At 43.6% G+C, this 19,242-nt stretch carries 19 protein-coding genes; all 19 read left to right on the top strand.

Annotation, left to right across the window (positions count from 1 at the left end):
• The first annotated feature begins 8 nt into the window (after positions 1-8).
• Positions 9-1,058, top strand: coding sequence for a tetratricopeptide repeat protein (locus KDW03_RS11705; RefSeq protein ID WP_271435259.1), 1,050 nt, complete (start codon positions 9-11; stop codon positions 1,056-1,058).
• 9 nt (positions 1,059-1,067) lie between these two features.
• Positions 1,068-2,246 carry a hypothetical protein gene (locus KDW03_RS11700; protein ID WP_271435258.1) on the top strand — a complete coding sequence of 393 codons (1,179 nt, stop codon included), beginning with the start codon at positions 1,068-1,070 and terminating at the stop codon, positions 2,244-2,246.
• A gap of 74 nt (positions 2,247-2,320) precedes the next feature.
• Positions 2,321-2,776 (top strand): ATP synthase subunit C, encoded by a 456-nt coding sequence (locus tag KDW03_RS11695; RefSeq protein ID WP_271435257.1) that lies wholly within the window; start codon positions 2,321-2,323, stop codon positions 2,774-2,776.
• Between the two features lie 9 nt (positions 2,777-2,785).
• On the top strand, positions 2,786-3,103 hold the full coding sequence (locus KDW03_RS11690; RefSeq protein ID WP_271435256.1) for a V-type ATP synthase subunit F: 318 nt from the start codon (positions 2,786-2,788) through the stop codon (positions 3,101-3,103).
• Positions 3,104-3,111: 8 nt separating this feature from the next.
• A complete protein-coding gene (locus tag KDW03_RS11685) occupies positions 3,112-3,717 on the top strand; it encodes a hypothetical protein (RefSeq protein WP_271435255.1) in 606 nt (201 codons plus the stop codon).
• Positions 3,695-4,396, top strand: coding sequence for a coenzyme F420-0:L-glutamate ligase (locus KDW03_RS11680; RefSeq protein ID WP_271435254.1), 702 nt, complete (start codon positions 3,695-3,697; stop codon positions 4,394-4,396). Before KDW03_RS11685 ends, KDW03_RS11680 begins: the two co-directional genes overlap by 23 nt.
• Positions 4,397-4,407: 11 nt before the next feature.
• A complete protein-coding gene (locus KDW03_RS11675) occupies positions 4,408-6,180 on the top strand; it encodes a V-type ATP synthase subunit A (protein WP_271435253.1) in 1,773 nt (590 codons plus the stop codon).
• A gap of 11 nt (positions 6,181-6,191) precedes the next feature.
• The gene (locus tag KDW03_RS11670; protein WP_271435252.1) at positions 6,192-7,625 is read left to right on the top strand and encodes a V-type ATP synthase subunit B; all 1,434 of its coding nucleotides are present in this window, start codon (positions 6,192-6,194) and stop codon (positions 7,623-7,625) included.
• A complete protein-coding gene (locus KDW03_RS11665; protein ID WP_271435251.1) occupies positions 7,615-8,244 on the top strand; it encodes a V-type ATP synthase subunit D in 630 nt (209 codons plus the stop codon). Before KDW03_RS11670 ends, KDW03_RS11665 begins: the two co-directional genes overlap by 11 nt.
• A complete protein-coding gene (locus KDW03_RS11660) occupies positions 8,241-8,711 on the top strand; it encodes a universal stress protein (RefSeq protein WP_271435250.1) in 471 nt (156 codons plus the stop codon). Before KDW03_RS11665 ends, KDW03_RS11660 begins: the two co-directional genes overlap by 4 nt.
• Positions 8,695-9,006 (top strand): hypothetical protein, encoded by a 312-nt coding sequence (locus KDW03_RS11655; RefSeq protein WP_271435249.1) that lies wholly within the window; start codon positions 8,695-8,697, stop codon positions 9,004-9,006. Before KDW03_RS11660 ends, KDW03_RS11655 begins: the two co-directional genes overlap by 17 nt.
• A 2-nt stretch (positions 9,007-9,008) precedes the next feature.
• Positions 9,009-10,001 carry a V0D/AC39 family V-type ATPase subunit gene (locus tag KDW03_RS11650; protein ID WP_271435248.1) on the top strand — a complete coding sequence of 331 codons (993 nt, stop codon included), beginning with the start codon at positions 9,009-9,011 and terminating at the stop codon, positions 9,999-10,001.
• On the top strand, positions 9,988-11,925 hold the full coding sequence (locus KDW03_RS11645; RefSeq protein ID WP_271435247.1) for a V-type ATP synthase subunit I: 1,938 nt from the start codon (positions 9,988-9,990) through the stop codon (positions 11,923-11,925). Before KDW03_RS11650 ends, KDW03_RS11645 begins: the two co-directional genes overlap by 14 nt.
• A gap of 623 nt (positions 11,926-12,548) precedes the next feature.
• Positions 12,549-12,959, top strand: a complete 411-nt coding sequence (locus KDW03_RS11640) for a cyclic nucleotide-binding domain-containing protein (protein WP_271435246.1) — start codon at positions 12,549-12,551, stop codon at positions 12,957-12,959.
• Positions 12,960-13,066: 107 nt separating this feature from the next.
• Entirely contained in the window at positions 13,067-14,482 is a 1,416-nt protein-coding gene (gene trpE / locus KDW03_RS11635) for an anthranilate synthase component I (protein WP_271435245.1), read from the top strand.
• Between the two features lie 18 nt (positions 14,483-14,500).
• Entirely contained in the window at positions 14,501-15,649 is a 1,149-nt protein-coding gene (locus KDW03_RS11630) for an RtcB family protein (protein ID WP_271435244.1), read from the top strand.
• Positions 15,650-15,662: 13 nt separating this feature from the next.
• Positions 15,663-17,285 carry an anthranilate phosphoribosyltransferase gene (gene trpD / locus KDW03_RS11625; protein ID WP_271435243.1) on the top strand — a complete coding sequence of 541 codons (1,623 nt, stop codon included), beginning with the start codon at positions 15,663-15,665 and terminating at the stop codon, positions 17,283-17,285.
• Positions 17,282-18,061: an indole-3-glycerol phosphate synthase TrpC gene (locus KDW03_RS11620; RefSeq protein ID WP_271435242.1), complete on the top strand. Its 780-nt coding sequence runs from the start codon at positions 17,282-17,284 to the stop codon at positions 18,059-18,061. Before trpD ends, KDW03_RS11620 begins: the two co-directional genes overlap by 4 nt.
• Before the next feature lie 236 nt (positions 18,062-18,297).
• A complete protein-coding gene (locus KDW03_RS11615) occupies positions 18,298-19,200 on the top strand; it encodes a sigma-70 family RNA polymerase sigma factor (RefSeq protein WP_271435241.1) in 903 nt (300 codons plus the stop codon).
• Positions 19,201-19,242: the final 42 nt, after the last annotated feature.

Raw genomic sequence — 19,242 nt, 5'->3', positions numbered from 1 at the left:
AGGAGAGTATGAAAAAGTTTTTCATGGTTTGTTTAAGTGTATTTTTTCTTGTAAATAGTCTTTCTGCCGTGTCAAGTGAGGTGCGGAAGTATCTCGAAGAGGGGCAGCAATATGCTAACCAGGAAGAGTTTGATAAAGCAATTGCTTCTTTCAAAAAATGTATTGAGCTTGACAAAAGTTTTGCTCCTCCCTATTTCAATATTGCCCTTCTTTCTTTTTGGATGGAGGACTACGAACAGGCAGATTTTTACCTTAAAGAGTTTATTAAACTTAGAGACAATGAACCTCAAGCGTATACTCTTGCGGCTCATATTGCCTTAGAGAGAAAACGATACGATGAAATTGAGCCAGCGTTGCAGAAGGCTTTAGCTCTTGATGCTGAGAATCCAGCCATTCTTTTCAATGCAGCAGATATCTGGCTTCGAATGGAACAAGGGGAAAAGGCATATGCGATGGCAAAAAAAGGGACATCGCTTCTCTCGAAAGAGGAGATGTCATCCGAACTCGGACAAAGTTTATGGGTGGCTTTACTTTTTTCCGCTATGACGACAGAGCGTTATGATGAAGCCATGAATGTCTCTGAAACGATCCTTAGGCTTCCTCTTGAAAACGAACAGCGAGAGATGGTAGAGATGTATAGAGAGGACATTCGTTTCTTTCAAGCAAACAAGAAAAAACCTCTCTTTATTCGTTCTTATCAGGTTGCCACGGGGATTTTTCGAGATCAAGCTCAAAGATATAGTGACGAGATAGCAGAAACTATCTATATGGTTACTGAAAAAAGCAAGGGAACAGAAGGAAAAGGTTTTTTGGTTCCACTAGAGACAGTTGCTTTTGTTTTAAAAGGTTCCAAAGTAATTGGGGTCGAAGAGGCTTCCAATATGGCTTCACGTTCTCAGCTCCAAAAGATCTTTGGATCTATGGTAGGAACAAAAACGATTGTGGTAGAGTTTCAAACACAAAAGAACGAGAAGGGATACATGATTTTTGAACCGGTAGGTCAGAGGGTTCTTCTTAAAGCTGTGTATTCATCGGGTGGAATGATGTTAAAGTTTTAGGAGGATATATTGGTTTTACTCTTAGAAACACACGAACATGTACATTTTTCTCCTGTAAGTTATACGCGTTTTGTATGGGATATTACTCTCGGTGTTATGACTCCTTTTGAACGTGCGAAAAGGGAGTTCGGGGATGTTAGGTGCTGGTCGCCACGGTTTCGGGATGAGGTGTATGCTCTTTTAGGTTATGAATTCACATGGAAGGGAGAAGAAATTTTTCTGGTTCTCAATTCTCAATTTGTGTATCCTGTCGGTTTTTCTTTTGAAAAGGGTTTGGGGATAACACCAGCAGGGCAGTGGGTGTATCTTGTGACAGACAGGCTTTCGGAGGAGGAGCTGGTTGCTTTAGAGGGGCAGAATGTGAATTGGCTGGCGCAGCGGTTTCCCACGAGGGAGGTAACCGAGGGAGTGTACTACCGGGATGTGGCTGATCTCGTCAACCAACTTGAAAAGAGTATCCAGCTCTTTGAACCTTATTTTGCAGAAAGTAGTGAATACACATCCCCTCAGGAAGGGGTCTATATCCATAAGACGGCACGTATTGATCCGTATGTGGTGTGGCATGCAGAAGAAGGGATGATTGTGGTGGAAAGGGATGCCAGGGTGCGTGCCTTTAGTATCATTGATGGGCCTTCTTATATTGGAGAGTCTTCTCTTGTGGATAGTGGACGTCTTCGTGAGGGGACAGTGATTCGCTCCCACTGTAAAATAGGGGGTGAAGTGGAGTGGAGTGTGGTAGAATCGTACTCCAACAAACACCATGAGGGGTTTCTGGGACACAGCTATGTGGGAAGCTGGGTAAATATTGGAGCCATGGCAACGACGAGTGACCTTAAAAACAATTACCGTCCTATTACTCTTCAACGTCGGGAGGGAAAGCTTGATACACGAACCAACAAGTTTGGTTCTCTGATAGGAGATTTTGTGAAGATTGGGATAGGTGTCATGATCAACACGGGAACAGTGATTGAACCAGGGGCGAACATCTTTTTAGAGAAGGGACAGGTACAACCTCCCAAGTACGTGCCGGCCTTTGCATGGGGGAGTGAAGCAACCTACGAATGGGAAAAATTCTGGCGGGATCTCACCACCATGATGCGCCGGAGAAAGGTTTCTCCCTCTCAGGGGTATGCTTCTTTTTTGCAGGCGTTGTATCAGCGGCTTGTTCAGGCAGAAGGGATTCTTTAAGAAAAGCTATCAAAAAGTTGAAAGAAACCTCTACTTTCATTATACTACTCAATAAAGAAGCAAAAGGAGGCCATATGGCTTTTTTGGGAATGATGATCATTTTGGTAGGGATGCTCCTGGTGGCAGGTGTTGTTTCTAGTCGTTATGTTTGGGAGAGCAAGGTTTCTCGTGTCCTTCTCCAGGTTGTTTCTCGTGTTCTGATGGTTGTGAATGCACTGATTGTGGTAGGATTTCTTACCACCCAGACACTGTATGCACAGGAAAAATCGGTGGGCGAAGCTGATACCCATATCATCGCGGTGGAAAAAACAACACCTGGCTACGGTATGGGGCTTTTGGCGGCAGCTATCGCAGTGGCTGTTGGGGCCCTGGGAGGAGGTATTGCCGTGGGAATGGCGGCTTCGGCTGGTATGGGCGCACTCTCTGAAAACCCGAAGCTTTTTGGAAATATTTTGATTTTTGTAGGTTTGGCCGAGGGTATTGCTATTTATGGTCTTGTGGTCGCACTTTTTATTCTTCAAAAACTTTAGTCAAATACTATGAAAGCCGAAGTGGTGGTTCTGGGGCATCGTGAGTTTGTACAGGCACTGGCTCTTGGAGGTTTGCGGGGGTGGGAGGTTTCTTCGGCTGAAGAAATTCAACGGGAGTGGAAACAGCTACTTCGGCGTCAGGGGATTGCGCTTGTGATTATCCCCCTATGGATAGAAAAAATCCTTGAACAAGAGATTCTTTCGCAGAAGATATCTCGCCAACCTCCGCTTGTTCTTTCTCTTCCTGATCCTTTTTCGGGAGAAGCGGGAGAGGTTATTACGACAATTTCTGAATATATCCGTACCAGTCTTGGGGTGAAGATTTAGGAGGTTATATGGCACTTGAGGATATTCTGGCTTCTATTCGCGAGACTCACGATGTTACAAAAGCACATCTGCTTTCCCAGGCTGAGTATCAAGCTGGACAGATTCTTTCGCAAAAAAAGGCTCAGCTTGAGGAATGGAAACAAAAGGAAGAACGTCTCTGGAAGGAAAAAATAGAACGGGAATCAAACTCTAGGCGACAGCATGTCGATATTCTTCTCGAACAGGAAAAGAAAAGGGCTTTTTATGAGGGGGCGCTCGCTCTCTACGAAGAATCAATTCAGACTGTTCTTGAAGATCTTCATAAGGAAAAATCAAACTATCTTCGTTTTTTGACAATGTGTATTCAGCGTGCTGCAAGAGAGTGGACAACTCAAGAGATGACGATTGTCCTTGCTGAAAAAGAGGCCAATCTTTTTGAAGACATCAAGAAAAAGATACCCTTGAAACTCTCTTTAGAAACATTGCCTGGTCTTTTGGGTGGAGTGATTTGTCGTTATCACCAGGAGGAAATCAATTTTTCTTTTGAGGAGATTCGAGAAATGATGCGAAACCCTATGATACAATGGATCTACCAAAAAGTAGGAGAAACTCATGAATCGAGAAATAATGGTTAATCCTGGTAAAACACTTCGTGTGACAGTGAATGGGAAAGTATACAAAAGAATACCAGTGAAGACTCATGTGGTCATGCCTGGAGAAAACCTCATAGAAGTGGTAAAAAAATATACTGGGGGCCTTTTACAGGCAGGGGATGTGCTTTTTATTACCGAAAAGATCGTGGCAGTAAGCCAGCATCGGGCATATCCTGTCAAAGAAATCAAACCAAGAAAACTAGCCACCTTTCTTTCCCGTTTTGTGACAAAAACAAAGCATGGGATAGGACTGGGTATCCCGGAAACGATGGAGATGGCACTTCGAGAGTGTGGGGTTTGGAGGATCCTGTTGGCAGCCGGGGTTGCTGCCATTACCAAAGCATTTGGAAGAAAGGGTGATTTTTATCGCATTGCGGGATATAAGGCTTCTTCAATTGATGGGCCGACTCCGAATACGATACCTCCTTATAATGAGTATGTGGTACTTGGGCCTGATAAACCCAATAAAGTGGCTCGAGAGGTGAGTGAGGCTCTAGGTGTTCCTGTTTTGATTGTGGATCTTAATGATTTAGGGGGGAAAATTCTAGGGGTTTCTGGTAAAAATTTAGACAGAGATTTGTATTATACTATTCTGAAAGATAATCCCCTTGGACAGAGTCGGGAACAGACACCTCTGGGGATTATAAGACTTGTAAAATAGGAAGGTAGCGTATGGGAAATACCTACTGTGGAAAGGTCAAGAAGGTCAATGGACCCCTGGTGACGGTGTCTCTGGAAACAGGTCCCCAGATGATGGAGGTGGTGTATGTTTCCCACCTTCAACTAATAGGTGAGGTATTGCATATCTCTGGAGATGAGGCGGTTGTTCAGGTTTATGAGGATACATCAGGGGTGAAACCGGGGGATGATGTCTTTCAATCAGGGCTACCACTTTCTGTGGAGCTGGGTCCAGGTATTATTGGAAACGTTTTTGATGGTATCCAGCGTCCTCTTGAGGAGATTGCAAAGATTTCTGGTATTTATATTGGTCGTGGGATTAACATACCTGCCCTCTCTCGAGAGAAGAAATGGGAGTTCGTCCCCAAGGTGAAAGCAGGCATGCGTGTTTCAGGGGGGATGGTTCTGGGAAATGTACCTGAGACGCCTCTTGTTGAGCACAGGATTCTTGTTCCTCCACGTGTAGAAGGAGAGGTTGTCTGGGTGGCATCAGCAGGATCCTATACGGTGGAGGACACCATTGCCGAGATAAAGCTTTCTACAGGTGAAAGAGAAAAGTTGTCTCTTTACCATCGCTGGCCAGTGAAGTTTCCCAGGCCGGTGAAGAAGCGATTGGATACAAAGGAACCTCTTTTGACGGGGCAAAGGATTATTGACATGTTTTTCCCTCTGTCGAGAGGAGGAACAGCTGCTGTACCCGGCGGATTTGGCACGGGGAAGACTATAACCCAGCATCAACTTGCCAAGTGGGCAGATGCAGATATTATTGTTTATATTGGATGTGGGGAACGGGGAAACGAGATCACCGAGGTGCTTGAGGATTTTCCTAAGCTTATCGACCCAAAAACGAACCGTCCTCTGATGGAGCGTACGATCCTGATTGCCAATACCTCAAATATGCCAGTAACGGCCCGTGAGGCATCGATTTATACAGGGATCACGCTTGCGGAATATTATCGGGATATGGGATATGATGTGGCTCTGATGGCTGATTCCTCTTCGAGATGGGCGGAGGCACTTCGTGAGCTTTCTGGTCGATTGGAAGAGATGCCGGCTGAAGAGGGTTTTCCTGCTTATCTTGGGTCAAAGCTTGCAGCGTTTTATGAGAGGGCAGGAAACTTTGTGACCCTGAGTGGTGAAGAGGCTTCAATAAGTGCGATTGGGGCTGTCTCTCCTCCGGGGGGAGATTTTTCTGAGCCAGTGACCCAGAACACCAAACGTTTTGTTCGTTGTTTTTGGGAACTTGATAAGGCTCTGGCATCGAGTCGCCACTATCCTTCTATCAACTGGATGAGGAGTTATAGTGAGTATGCCGATGAATGTGAACAGTGGTGGGTTGCAAATGTCGATCCCGAATACCGTTCGATTCGTCTTGAAGCGTATAGCATCCTTCAAAAGGAGGATAAGCTCCAGAAAATAGTGAAACTTATTGGACCGGATGCTCTTCCGGATAGTGAAAGGCTGTATCTGGATATTGCTCGTCTTATCAAGATAGGGTTTCTCCAGCAGTCGGCATATGATCCGGTGGATACCTACTCTACCCCTGAAAAGCAGGTAAATCTGCTGCGGCTTATTCTCCAGTTCAAGAGAAAGGCAGAAGAGCTGGTAAAAGCGGGTGTGCCGTTGTTTGAGATACGAGAGATGCAGAGTTTTGCGGATATTATGCGGGCAAAACTCACTGTTCCAAATGAGGATCTCTCCGGACTTGATCGTCTCAGAGAGGCTATGGAGCAGGAGTTTGCTGATATTGAGACTGAGTATCTGTAGAGGGGAGCATTATGAAAGAAGCGAGAAGAGAGTTTTTGGGTGTAGAGGAGATGAATGGTCCCCTCATGGTGGTCAGAGGTGTGCCTGGGGTTGGCTACGATGAACTTGTCGAGATTCGGGCACAGGATGGTTCTCTTCGCCATGGGAAGGTTTTGGAGGTTTCCCATGAAGCGATTTTAGTTCAGATCTTTGAGGGAAGTACAGGAATCAATCCAAAGCAAACGCGTGTCCGTTTTTTTGGAAAACCTCTCGAGATTCCACTTTCCGAGTCGATGCTTGGAAGGGTATTCAACGGTGTTGGAAAACCTATTGATGGGATGGGAGAGGTTGTCCCGGAAGTAGAAAGAAATGTGAATGGAGAACCCTTAAACCCTGTGGTTCGTGCTTATCCCAGGGAATACATCCAGACAGGTATTTCTGCCATTGATCTCATGAATACCCTTATCCGTGGGCAGAAACTCCCTATTTTTTCGGCAGCTGGTCTTCCTCATAACCTTTTGGCTGCTCAAATTGCGGCTCAGGCAAAACTTCCTGGTGAAGAAGCAGGCAATTTTGTCGTGGTTTTTGCCGCTATGGGGATTAAGTATGATGATGCCTCGTTTTTTATCCAGAGGTTTGAAGAATCAGGAGCCAAGGGGAATGTTATCCTTTTTCTCAATTTGGCAAGTGATCCCCCCATCGAACGTATTATTACGCCTCGGGTGGCTCTCACAGTAGCAGAGTACCTTGCCTATGAAAAGGGGAAACACGTTCTTGTTGTTATGACGGATATGACAAACTACTGTGAGGCTCTTCGTGAGATTGCGAATGCGCGTGGTGAGGTGCCCGCGAGAAAAGGCTTCCCGGGATATATGTACAGCGATCTGGCTACACTTTATGAACGAGCAGGACGTGTAAAGGGACGGCAAGGTTCGATTACGCAGGTGCCAATTCTCACCATGCCCAATGATGATATTACCCATCCAGTACCGGATCTGACAGGATATATTACCGAGGGCCAGATTGTACTGAGTCGTGAGCTTCATGCCAAAGGGATTTATCCTCCGATTGATATTTTGCCATCGCTTTCTCGTTTGATGAAAGATAGTATTGGAAAGGGATATACCCGTGATGATCATCCTCATCTTTTTATGCAGCTTTACGCGAGTTATGCTCGTGTTAAGGAAGTGAGATCAATCGCTTTCATTGTAGGAGAAGAAGAGCTTTCTCCTATTGATAAGGCATATCTCAAGTTTGGAGAGGTGTTTGAACGAGAGTTTATCGGGCAGAGTAATTTTGAGGATCGCAGTATGGAACAAAGCCTTGCTAAAGCCTGGGAAATTCTTTCACTTCTTCCGAGGTCGGAACTCACGAGCATGAAACCGGAAGAGATTGAAACATACTACAAGCCTCCCGCAGAGGAAAATTCTCAAGAACGGTTGATGGAGGAAGACCGTGCGCTATGATATAGCACCAACCAAAACAGCCTTGTTTGATTACAAGGATCAGTTGTCTTTTTCTCAAGAGGGTCGTAATCTCTTGGAGGAAAAACGTGAGGTTTTGGTGATGCAGCTTTTGGGCATCCTCCAAAAATACAAACATGCTCGTCATCAACTTGAGGAAAAGTGGACGCATTTTTACCAGGAGTTTTTGTTCCTTAAGGCACTTTCTGGAGAGGAAAGTGTTGCTGAAATGACGTGTGTTGATTTGAGTCATCCTCTTTCCTCGGTGGAAATGACAGAAAAAGCTATTATGGGTGTGGTGCTTCCGTCATTGAAATCTTTACGGACAGGGCAAATTCCCGTGAAAAACTTTTTAGCAACGAACGTTTTTTATGATGAACTGTATTTGCAATTTCAAGATCTTTTTAGTCTTTTACTGGAAGTAGCCCAGCTTGAATCGGCCGTATGGAGATTAGCAAATGAGATACGGAAAACCCAGCGAAAGGTGAACGCGTTAGAGAATATTTTTATCCCTGAGTTTAAGGAAATTGTGAAGTTTATTGCAGACACTTTGGAAGAAAGGGATAGGGAAACCCTTTTTCAAATGAAAAAGGTGAAAAAATCTCAGGGAGGTAAACGATGAAGCGTCTCTATATCTCCATGAATCAAACAGAGAGCAGGCTCTATCGAGGGTTACCTTCCTTTGTCTCTTTAGCGGAGAGTTTTGGGGCTGAGATTGTTGCCGTTTTTGTTGTGGATAAAGAATCTCTTTTGAAGCTTGAACGCTACAAGATTTTTGTAAGTGATGAGGTTGCTCATCTGTCTGAAAGTCTCTCTCAAGAGGGAGAAAAACGCTGTCAAAAGCTTCAAAACCTCTGTGAAGAACGAGGAATAAAGATGTATACCATCATTCTGGAAGGAGAACCACTTCATGATTTTCTCCGCTATGTCACAGAGGATCCCTGTGAGGAGAAGCTCATAGGAGTTGTCCGAAGGGGATGTGGAGCGATGTTTCGAGATATTTTTGATCCCCTTTCCAGACAAATCCTTCTTGAGACACCGTATGATGTTTTTGTGGTAGGAGTACAAGACCATGAAAGAAGCCATTGAAAAGATCCTCGAACTTGAAGGCAAGTTTCAACAGGATATGGAGGAGGCACGTCAGAAGGCTGATGCCATCATTGCTCAGGCGAAGAAAGAGGCTCAGGAGATGGAGGATTTATATCGTCGCGCTTTTGAAGAAAAAAAGAAAGCCGACCAAGAGACTCTCCTGAAGGATATAAAGGCTTATGAACAGAAAAAACGAGAGGCAAGAGAAAAAGAGATAGACGAATACCAGAGGTTTTTTGCTTCTCTGCGAGAAGCTGTAAAAAAAGAGATTGAAAATCGTTTATGGGAGGAATAGGATTGGCGTATCATGGAGCAACCTATCCCAAAGTTATGCGTTGGCTTAGCTTTTTTGAGGGGAAAAAGAGACTCGAAGATGTTTGGAGAACTTCTCTTTCTGAGATGCTGCAGAGGCTTGAGTTGCCTCGTTCTGGAAGAATCGGGAAAGAGGGTATTCTTGATGTAGAGAAAGCAATTCATCAGGAAAAGATTCTTTTGATTCGTAGTTTGATGCGTTATGAGTCAAAAGTTACCCAGGATGTCTTGAGGGTGTATCTTTCTCGTTATGAAATAAAAAATCTGGTGAATCTTGTGCTCTCCTTTGTCTATCATCGTCCAGGAAGTATACTCTATGAATTGGGAAAAGGGTTCCGTGTTCAACCGCCTTTTGTTAATGATCTTAAGGATCTCAAGGAACTACAGTCGTTTCTCCTCGGTACGCCATACTATCGCCTGGCTCAGCAGATTTTTCCAGAGATCGAAAAAACAGGTGAGAGTTTTGGGTTGGAGGTGAGGTTATATGAGATGTTTCTTGAGTCACTTGTTGAGGCTGTAAGAAGAAGTGGTGAATGGGATGCCTGGAGAGAGACACTTCTCTTTGGAATAGAAATGGAACGAATCATGTTTGTGGCTCGTATGAAGTTTGGATATCGACGGAGTGCTGAAGAGGTTTTGGCGTATTTTCCGGCGGTTTTTGAGGAGAGAGGTTATTGGAGGAGACTTTTGAATAGCGAGAGTCTCGAGGAATTTATACGTCTTCTGCCTTCTTCCCTGGGTTTAACTGGCGGTGAGAATCTTCAAAAACTTTCTCAAATAATTCAACAAAGAGTGGTGACACTTCTTTGGCCTATGGTGAGAAGAGCAGGGTCTGCTCGTTTTCTGGGAGCGTTTCTTGTGATTCAGGAGATAATGACGCAAAACTGGCAGATTGCTTTAGAAGCGCAACGCTATAAACTTCCCTGGGAAGAGGTGTCACCATTTATTGTGGAGGGAGGTGGGCATGTTGTTTTCTGAACGCTTGAAAAAGATGGATCTTTTGGTTCGTAAAGAGGATGTAGAGAAGGTAATGGACTGGCTTGCCCACTATGGGCGATTTGAGCCAATTATGATTGACGAGAAGCGAGCCAAAGAATACCATCTTCAGCATGAGAAAGATGTTGATCTTGCCCACAAAATAGCGAATCTGACGCATCGTACTGAAGATCTTCTTATGCGGATGACAGGGGGTGTTATCCCTTCTCATGCTGAACTTAGCCAGGATTGGCACAAGACGGTTTATGAGATTGAACAGAGTCTCACTGAGATTGAGAAACGCTACCAAAAGATCCTTGAGGAGATGGCGGAGGTCCAGAGACGCAAAGTTGATATTGAGATTCGGGTTGCGAGACTCCAATTTTTTGCAAATCTGGATATTCCCTGGCAAAAGTTGAAGAATACAGCGCTTTTTTATGTTGGTTTTGGGGCTATTTCTGAGGATCAGTATGATGGTTTTGTACAGGCTATGGCGCAGCTTCCTGTCGAAATCCGTTATGTAGACAAAATCGGCAAAGATGTAGTTGTGTTTTTCTTTTGTGATGTGAAATACCGTGAGAGTGTGGAAAAGGTTCTTAAAGCTGTTTTTTACAAGGAATATGGATTACCCTTTGAGTCTGCTGATAATCCAAGACAGAAACTGCTTCAATATTCGTTTGATTTAACGGCAACCCAGGATGAAGAGGAGTGGCTTGAACGCCAGAAAACAAAACTGGAAAATCTCTTTTTGCCGGATCTTTTGATGTTTCAAGAGATTCTGGCGTACAGGAAGCGGCTTTTGGATATTCGTGAGCAGATGGTGAGTTCTCAGACAACAAGTCTTCTTGCAGGATGGATACCGGCAAAAGATGAGGCAGTCATACGATTTAATATAGAAAAGATAACAGCGAAGCGTTGCACTATAGAGACAAAGGATGCTTCCCGGGCTATGGTTGAAGAGGGATTGGAGCCTCCGACACTTTTTCAGCATCCCGAGGTTTTGAGGCCGTTTGAAACACTGGTGAAAACGTATGGGATGCCACGCTATCAGGAGATTGATCCGACGCTTTTTTCGGCGATTACCTATGTTCTCATGTATGGGGCGATGTTTGGTGATGTGGGACAGGGTTTGGTGTTGTTTGGTATTGGATTTGTAGGAAGTTTTTTGAAGGCTTTTCGTAAGCTGAAGAGCCTGATGCAGATTATCATGTGGGTTGGGATGTCTTCAGTTTTGTTTGGGTTTGTGTATGGGGAGGTTTTTGGGAAAGAGGATATTATCCGGGCATTGTGGTTTTCACCACGAGAAAACGTGTCTCAAATCCTTCTGGTGGCGATTGGGATGGGGGTGGTGTTGATTTCAATCGCCATGATATTGAATGTTGTCAATAGCTTTCTTGAAAAAGATTATGCTAAAATGCTTTTTTCCTCTTATGGAGTGGCGGGAATTCTTTTTTACTGGGGAGTGCTAGGAGCGGTGGTATCTGGTTTTTTAAAACAACCGTGGTCACAGTTTTTTATTCCCATGGCAGGTGTGGGGATTCTCCTTATTTTTCTGGAGAGACCGCTTGCCTATGTCTTGTTTCATCATGGCAAAAGTTTCCCCAATCCTGCCATGGGAGTCTTTGATCTCTTTGAAACAGCGATTACCTTTTTAAGTAATACGATTTCTTTTATGCGTATAGGGGCTTTTGCCCTTAACCACACGGCGTTGATGGGGGTTGTGTTTCTGGTAGACAATATGGTCACGAATCCTTTTTTGAAATGGTTTATTCTTCTCTTTGGAAATTTGTTTATCATTGGTTTTGAGGGATTTGTGGTGGGAATTCAAGCACTGCGTCTTGAGTATTATGAACTTTATGTCAAGTTTTTCCGGGGCACAGGTCAGCCCTTTGATGGTTTAAGTTTGTACAAGAATCGAGAAGAATAATCTGGTGAAAGGTGGATTTGGAAGAGAGTCTCTCAGGGTAAAGAAGAGGGAAGGAATGGTGAGGAGTCTGCTATTCCCTTTTTGCAGTTTGGGTTCGTAAATTTGAGCTGCGATAAGGTAATAACACGTTTTTAAAAGTCAGACCAGATTACTATCGATTGAGTTAAACGTTTAACCTGAAATGTTTAGGGTGCGCTATTCTCTTTTTTTAGCTTTTGAAATCTTGAAAATGCACAGGGACAAAGTGATAGCCAGCTCTCTTTGATTTTAAAGAGGGAGTATAAAAGCTTTTGAGCGTAATGGTCTGTTGCACCAGGTTAAGAGCAAATATTTCTTGCTTTTTCTAAGCATGGTAACGGCTTCAAAAAGCACTATTGTTTTCGCTGTGATAAGGGAATAGCATGGCAGACTTTTTCTAGCTGCGAAAAGGTAATAGCATATAGAAAAGGGGAAAAGACCAAAACTGCGAAAAGTTAACAGCTTTGTTTCTCACAAAAAGACTTTTTTCATACCGGCGTTTCCATGATAATAAACGATACCGAACAGCTTTTTTGATATTTGATTTTTTCTTTAACCCTTGCTACAATAATTACGGTAATAAGAGCAACTTGCAAGGAGGAGATATGGTACCATCAAAGCATTTTCAGGCAGGGGAATATATCATCCGAGAGGATGATACCGATAAAACCATGTATATTATTATAGAGGGAAAGGTACGGGTAGAAACCAAAGATCCTGCCTCTCAACAACCCATTGTCCTTACAGAACTCGGTCCAAAAGATTTCTTTGGAGAAATAGCCCTTCTCTTGAATCAACCACGAAATGCGAGTGTGATTGCTATAACACCGGTAAATGTTTATCCCATCTCAAGCCTCGACATGTTAGCGGATTATCTCGAGATTCATCCTCAATTTGCCCTCAAGATGATCATGATCATGGCCAAACGGGTTGACCAGATGAAAGATGCGTATCTCAAAACCTATGGACATCTTCAATACGTCAAAGAGCTCCTTAACGTTATGCAAGAGGAATAACATCATACCTTTCATAGTTGAAAAATGTATCTTTTTTTCTCTTTTTTCTTGACGAAAAAAAATTTTTGCCGTATAATGTTTCTATATATAGAAACATTGGAGAAAACATGAAGCACGTACAATTACAACGCTTTGTGAGGGAGATTCCCTCGGATATGCTTACCCCTGTTGTTGCCTTTCATGCCCTCAGGGAAAACTCTACGCAGGCTTTTTTGCTTGAAAGTGTAGAAATGGGTGAAATGCTTGGAAGGTATTCATTTCTTGGTTTTGAGCCGGCCTACATCTTTCGGGCAACAGGGAACGCGGTAGAGATTATTACCAGAGGGGAGGTTCAACATTTTACCCCCGATAATGTGTTGGGACTTTTGAAAGAGTTTATTTCTTCATTTTCAGAAGAGGGCGAGGCCACTCAGATTCCCTTTACCGCTGGGTTGGTAGGCTACCTGAGTTATGATGCTGTTCGCTATATGGAACGTCTCCCCGACATAAAACCCTATCGTTTCCGTGTGCCTGATATTTATTTTGTTCTTCCGAGAGTTCTTGTGGTTTTTGATCATATCAGACAGAAGATCTCTCTCATCACCTATCGTTTTGATAATGAAAGTATTGATCCCAATGAAAAACTCAAACGTTACGAAGAGCGGCTTTATCAATCTCATTCTCTCCCGAAACTTTCTTCGCAACGGCCTGGGGAGCAAAAACTCCTCTCCAATTTTAAACGAGAGGATTTTCTTCAGGCTGTACAGAAGGCTAAAGAGTACATTGTTGCAGGTGATATCTTTCAACTGGTGCTTTCTCAGCGATTCCGTATGGCTCTCCAGGAACCCTCCTTTTCTATTTACCGAAAGCTTCGTATGATTAACCCTTCCCCATACATGTTTTACATGGAGTTTGGAGATTTTCAGATTGTTGGTTCATCACCAGAGGTGATGGTGAAGCGTACCAAAAGAAACGGTATCGATGAAGTCCTTCTTCGTCCTATTGCTGGCACTCGTCCCCGTGGTAAGACTCGCGAAGAGGACGAAAAACAAGAACAGGATCTGTTATCGGACATCAAAGAGCGTGCAGAGCATACCATGCTTCTTGATCTGGGGCGCAACGATTTGGGAAGAATTGCCCAGTATGGTGGGGTTCGTGTTGAACGACCTTTTCATATCGAACGGTACTCTCATGTGATGCATATTGTCTCGGATGTGATTGCTACCCCCCGGGACAACATTCATCCCCTGGATATTCTTTCAGCGACTTTTCCAGCGGGAACAGTAAGCGGTGCCCCAAAGATCCGGGCTATGGAGATTATCGAGGAGCTTGAACCTGAAAAACGCGGGATCTATGCCGGAGCGGTTGGGTATATTGACTTTCGGGGGAATCTTGATACAGGAATCACTATCCGTACAATTGTCTGTCGGGATGGCATGGCATACTTTCAAGCGGGCGCCGGTATTGTTTATGATTCTATTCCCGAAAGAGAATACGAAGAAACTATAAACAAAGCAAGAGCTTTGATGACAGCCCTTCTCTAACTTTTAAGGGAGAAAGAGATGAAATTGAGAGGACAATTTACCGATGCAGATATTCTGATTCGCGATATTGATGATGCAACCAGGGCGCAGATCAAGACACTGGTGGATTGTCCTGCCTTCGCTGGGAACAAGATCATCATTATGCCAGACTGTCACTCTGGCAAGGGAAGTGTCATAGGCTTTACCATGAAGCTAGGGGATCTTGTAATTCCCAACATTATTGGAGTAGATATAGGGTGTGGGATAGAGATCTATCGGATTAAGACTGACCACATAGATTTTGAAAAACTTGACCGTTTTATTCGCCATAGAATCCCAAGCGGGTTTGAGAGACGAAATCACAACCCTCTTGCGGGAAGTTATGAAGAAAATTATTACACCTCCAAACTCGAAAAACAGATCGAAAAGATCTGCAACAAGATAGGATTAGATCCATCGGTGGCCTTTTTTTCCATCGGAACCCTGGGAGGGGGGAACCATTTTCTAGAGATTGATCAGGACGAGAGGGGAGGGTTTTGGCTTTCTCTCCACAGTGGAAGCCGACACTTTGGTCTTCAGATTGCCGCCTATCACCAAAAGAGAGCCCGTCAATGGATCTCTCAACACGAAAAGGGGTGGCATTTTCGCGATCTTGAGTATCTTCCTCTTGGACAGGGTGGAGAAGAATACCTCGAAGATATGCGGGTTGCTCAAAAATATGCCGAGATTAATCGTCGAACCATGACGAGAATCCTTCTCGAGGAGTTTTTCCATCAGGATATTAACGAGACCGAAAGTATTAAAAGTGTGCATAACTATATCGACTTTGATGATGGTATTATTCGCAAAGGAGCCATACGTGCCCATGATGGAGAACGTTTGGTTGTTCCTCTCAACATGAGGGATGGGGTAGTCATCGGGCGCGGCAAGGGAAGAAAAGACTGGAATCTCTCTGCTCCCCACGGAGCAGGGAGGAGAATGTCTCGCCACCAGGCGAAAAAACAGCTTTCTCTGGAGGAATTTCGCAAAAGTATGGAAGGCATATGGTCATCAACAGTAAACGTTCACACAATTGATGAGGCTCCTATGGCCTACAAACCAAGTAAGCTCATACTTGAGAGTCTTTCTGAAAATGTGGACATCGAACAGATCATCAAACCTGTTTACAACTTTAAAGCAGTAGAATAATGACGGAGGATATATGATTCTCGTTATCGACAATTATGATTCGTTTATTTACAACATTGTTCAGTACCTTGGAGAATACGAAAAAGAGATCCAGGTGTATAGAAATGATGCCATTTCCCTTGATGAAGCCTTAAACATGAAAATAGACGGCATTGTAATTTCCCCCGGTCCAGGAAGACCAGAAGAATCCGGGGTTTCTCTTGACATGATCCGTTATGCTATAGATGAAAACATTCCATTACTTGGGGTATGTCTGGGGCATCAGGCTCTTACGATTGTTGTGGGAGGACAGGTAAGTGGAGCTACCCACATCATGCACGGCAAGGCTTCATCCATCACCCACAATGGGAAGGGCGTATTTGAGGGTATTCCATCCCCCTTTACCGCTATTCGTTATCACTCCCTGGTGGCGGTGAGAGCCTCTCTTCCCGAAACACTTGAAATTACTGCCGAGAGTGATGATGGGGAGATCATGGGACTCGCCTACAAGGACAAACCTATCTACGGCGTTCAGTTTCATCCAGAATCTATCCTCACTGACTATGGTAAACAGATGATTGCCAATTTTGTCCGTATTGTTCATCAGAAACAACAGGAAAAACTCGTTGGAAAAGTGTCCTCTCTTTCAAAGAATATTTTTCAACGTCTCTCCATGAGAGAAAACCTCAGCGAAGAAGAAACTGAAGCATTTACTGATCTGATGCTCGAGGGCCACACTACGCCTTCTCAGATAGCAGCATATTTGTCCCTTCTTCGCATGAAAGGAGAAACCGCTGCTGAAATCGCAGGAAGTGCTCGTTCCATGGCACGACACTGTGTTTCCGTTAATCTTTCAGACGAAAAGGTTGTGGACACGTGTGGGTCAGGAGGGGATAAGTCAAACACCTTCAATATCTCGACAGCGGCAGCCTTTGTGGTTGCCGGGGCTGGCTACAAAGTAGCCAAACATGGTAACCGCTCGATTACCTCGCAGAGTGGATCAGCTGATGTTTTAGAAAAACTTGGATTCTGTGTAACTGCAGGCCCTGATGTGGTAAAACGCTGTATAGAAAAAACCAATTTTGGTTTTATTTTTGCACCGCAGTATCATCCCGGCCTTAAATATGTTATGCCCGTTCGAAAAGAGCTTGGTTTCCGTACCCTTTTTAATATCCTTGGACCACTCGTTAATCCCGCTCATGTGAAGTATCATGTTATGGGGGTTTTTTCAAGAGAACTTTACGAGCTTTTACCCGAGGTATTTGTAAGGCTTGGGTACAAAAGAGCCCTTGTTCTCCATGGAGAAGGTGGACTCGATGAGGCAACCATCGAGGGCAAGACCCTCATTACAGAGATCAAAGAATCAACCACAAAAGAGATGATTTTAGACCCTGCTGATTTCAACCTGGCTGGTAAACTTGAAAACTGCCGTATTTCCTCTCCAGAGGAAAGTAAAACCATCATTGAGAACATTCTCCAGCGAAAAGAAACAGGAGATCCTTCTAAAGCTGTTATCCTTAACGCGGGTCTTGCTATCTATATTCTCGATGATATATCCCTCGATCAAGCTTTCACAAAGGCAAGACAAGCTATTGAAAACGGCCGGGCATGGCAAACCCTCCTCCAGGCGCGAGAACTCTCCTGGGAGAAAGCATGATGAATATTCTTAAAGAAATCTTAGAATACAAAAAAAAAGAAATAGAAAATTTTCGCCAGATGGCAATTCGCCCTCTGGCAAAAAAAACCTCGGAGGGTTTTCTCTTTCAAAACAAGCTTTCGGAAACCAGAGGGATTTTTGTCATCGCCGAGGTCAAAAGGAAATCCCCCTCTCAGGGGGCTATGGCTATGGAAAGCGATCCCATCTCCATCGCTCTTGAGTATAAAGAAGGGGGAGCGGATGCTATTTCCGTTCTGACAGACGAACATTTTTTTGGTGGGAGTTTTGCTTTTCTTCAGGAGATCAAAGAAACTACGGGGCTCCCTGTTCTTTGTAAAGACTTTATTATTGATGAAAGCCAGATCGATATGGCAAGTTTTTATAAAGCCGATATGATTCTTCTTATTGCTGAAGCTTTTGACCATCTCGAGCGTCTTGATGAACTTTTTGACTATGCCCGTAGCCTTGGACTGGATGTTCTTGTTGAGGTTCATGACCCGAACAATATCCTTGCCCTACGGGACAAAAACTACCCCATTATAGGGATCAACAATCGTGATCTGCGTACCCTTAAAGAAGATTGGCAGTATAGTCTTCAGGTAGCCGAACTTCTTCCAAAGGAAAGTTATAAACTTAGCCTCTCAGCATTTTCTCAGACCGACGAGATCACTCACGTTATTGATGCTGGTTATGATGGCATCCTGGTGGGGACAACCCTTGTCAAAAATCCTCATCGAATCTCTCTTCTGAGAGAGTGGAAGTCTCTCTCGAAATAAAAAAAGGAATTTTTCAAAACGATACATTTTTCAAAGAAAAAAGATCTGCAGTGTGTCATTGTGATACAATTTTTGAATACTTTTCTCTCTTTTGAGAAAAAGAATCCATAAACCTTACTCGCTTTCGTTTCAAATTTTCTATTTCCTTATTTTTCATGAAAATAAAGAATGCTAAAAAATGGCACGATTTTTGCAATTAAAATAATACATAAGACGAGGGATCAAGGAGGTCTTTTATGGTAAAGACAAAAGAAGACAAAAAAACTGCTTCCACTTTGAAAGAGCTTTCCCAGATGATATATCATTCTGATACATTAGCACTCTATATTCGTGAGATAGAGAAAATTCCTCTCCTCACACGTGAAGAAGAACAAGAGCTTGGTAAACGTGTCCTGGAAGGAGACAAAGAGGCTCGTGATAAACTTGTTTTGGCTAATTTAAGGTTTGTTGTCTCTGTAGCAAAGCATTATCAGGGCCTGGGTCTTTCTATGACTGATCTTATCAGTGAGGGGAATATTGGGCTTATCCAGGCTGCAACACGATTTGATTATCGTCGTGGATTTCATTTTATTTCTTATGCAGTTTGGTGGATACGTCAGTCTATTTTGAAGGCTATATCCGAAAAAAGTCGTATGGTCCGTTTACCTATGAATAGAAATAATCAGCTCCTCCAGGTATGGAAATACATTAATGAATACGTTCAAAAAAATGGAAGACAACCTTCTCTGGATTTAATTGCTGAGGCTACCAAAATTCAGAAAAGTGAGATTAGCAAGATGCTTGATATGTCTACCAGTGGTATAGGACTGGATCAAATGATATCCGAAGATACCGAGGTAACACTCGATGAGATGCTGGAGAAGTCCTACTTGAATGATGCTGCCAATAGTCCTGATGAAGCTGTTTTGCAAGACGTTTTAAGAGAAAAGATCAATGAGGTGTTGGATAAATTTCCTGAGAGAGAAAAAAAGGTTATAGAATATCGTTATGGTCTCAATGGAGAGGAACCTCATTCTCTTTCTGAAGTAGGGAAAAAGCTTAATCTGACGAAAGAACGGATTCGTCAGATAGAGAAAAACATGATGGTCATGATGAGCCAGGATTCAGACATGAAGGGGCTTTATGCTTATTTGCAGTAATTGTTAGATGCTGATGTGTGTGCATGTTGTGAAGGGTCTGAT

Origin of the sequence: Thermospira aquatica, assembly GCF_023525255.1 — a bacterium.
GTDB classification, from domain to species: Bacteria; Spirochaetota; Brevinematia; order Brevinematales; family Thermospiraceae; genus Thermospira; species Thermospira aquatica.
This window is presented reverse-complemented; position numbering and strand designations above follow the sequence as displayed.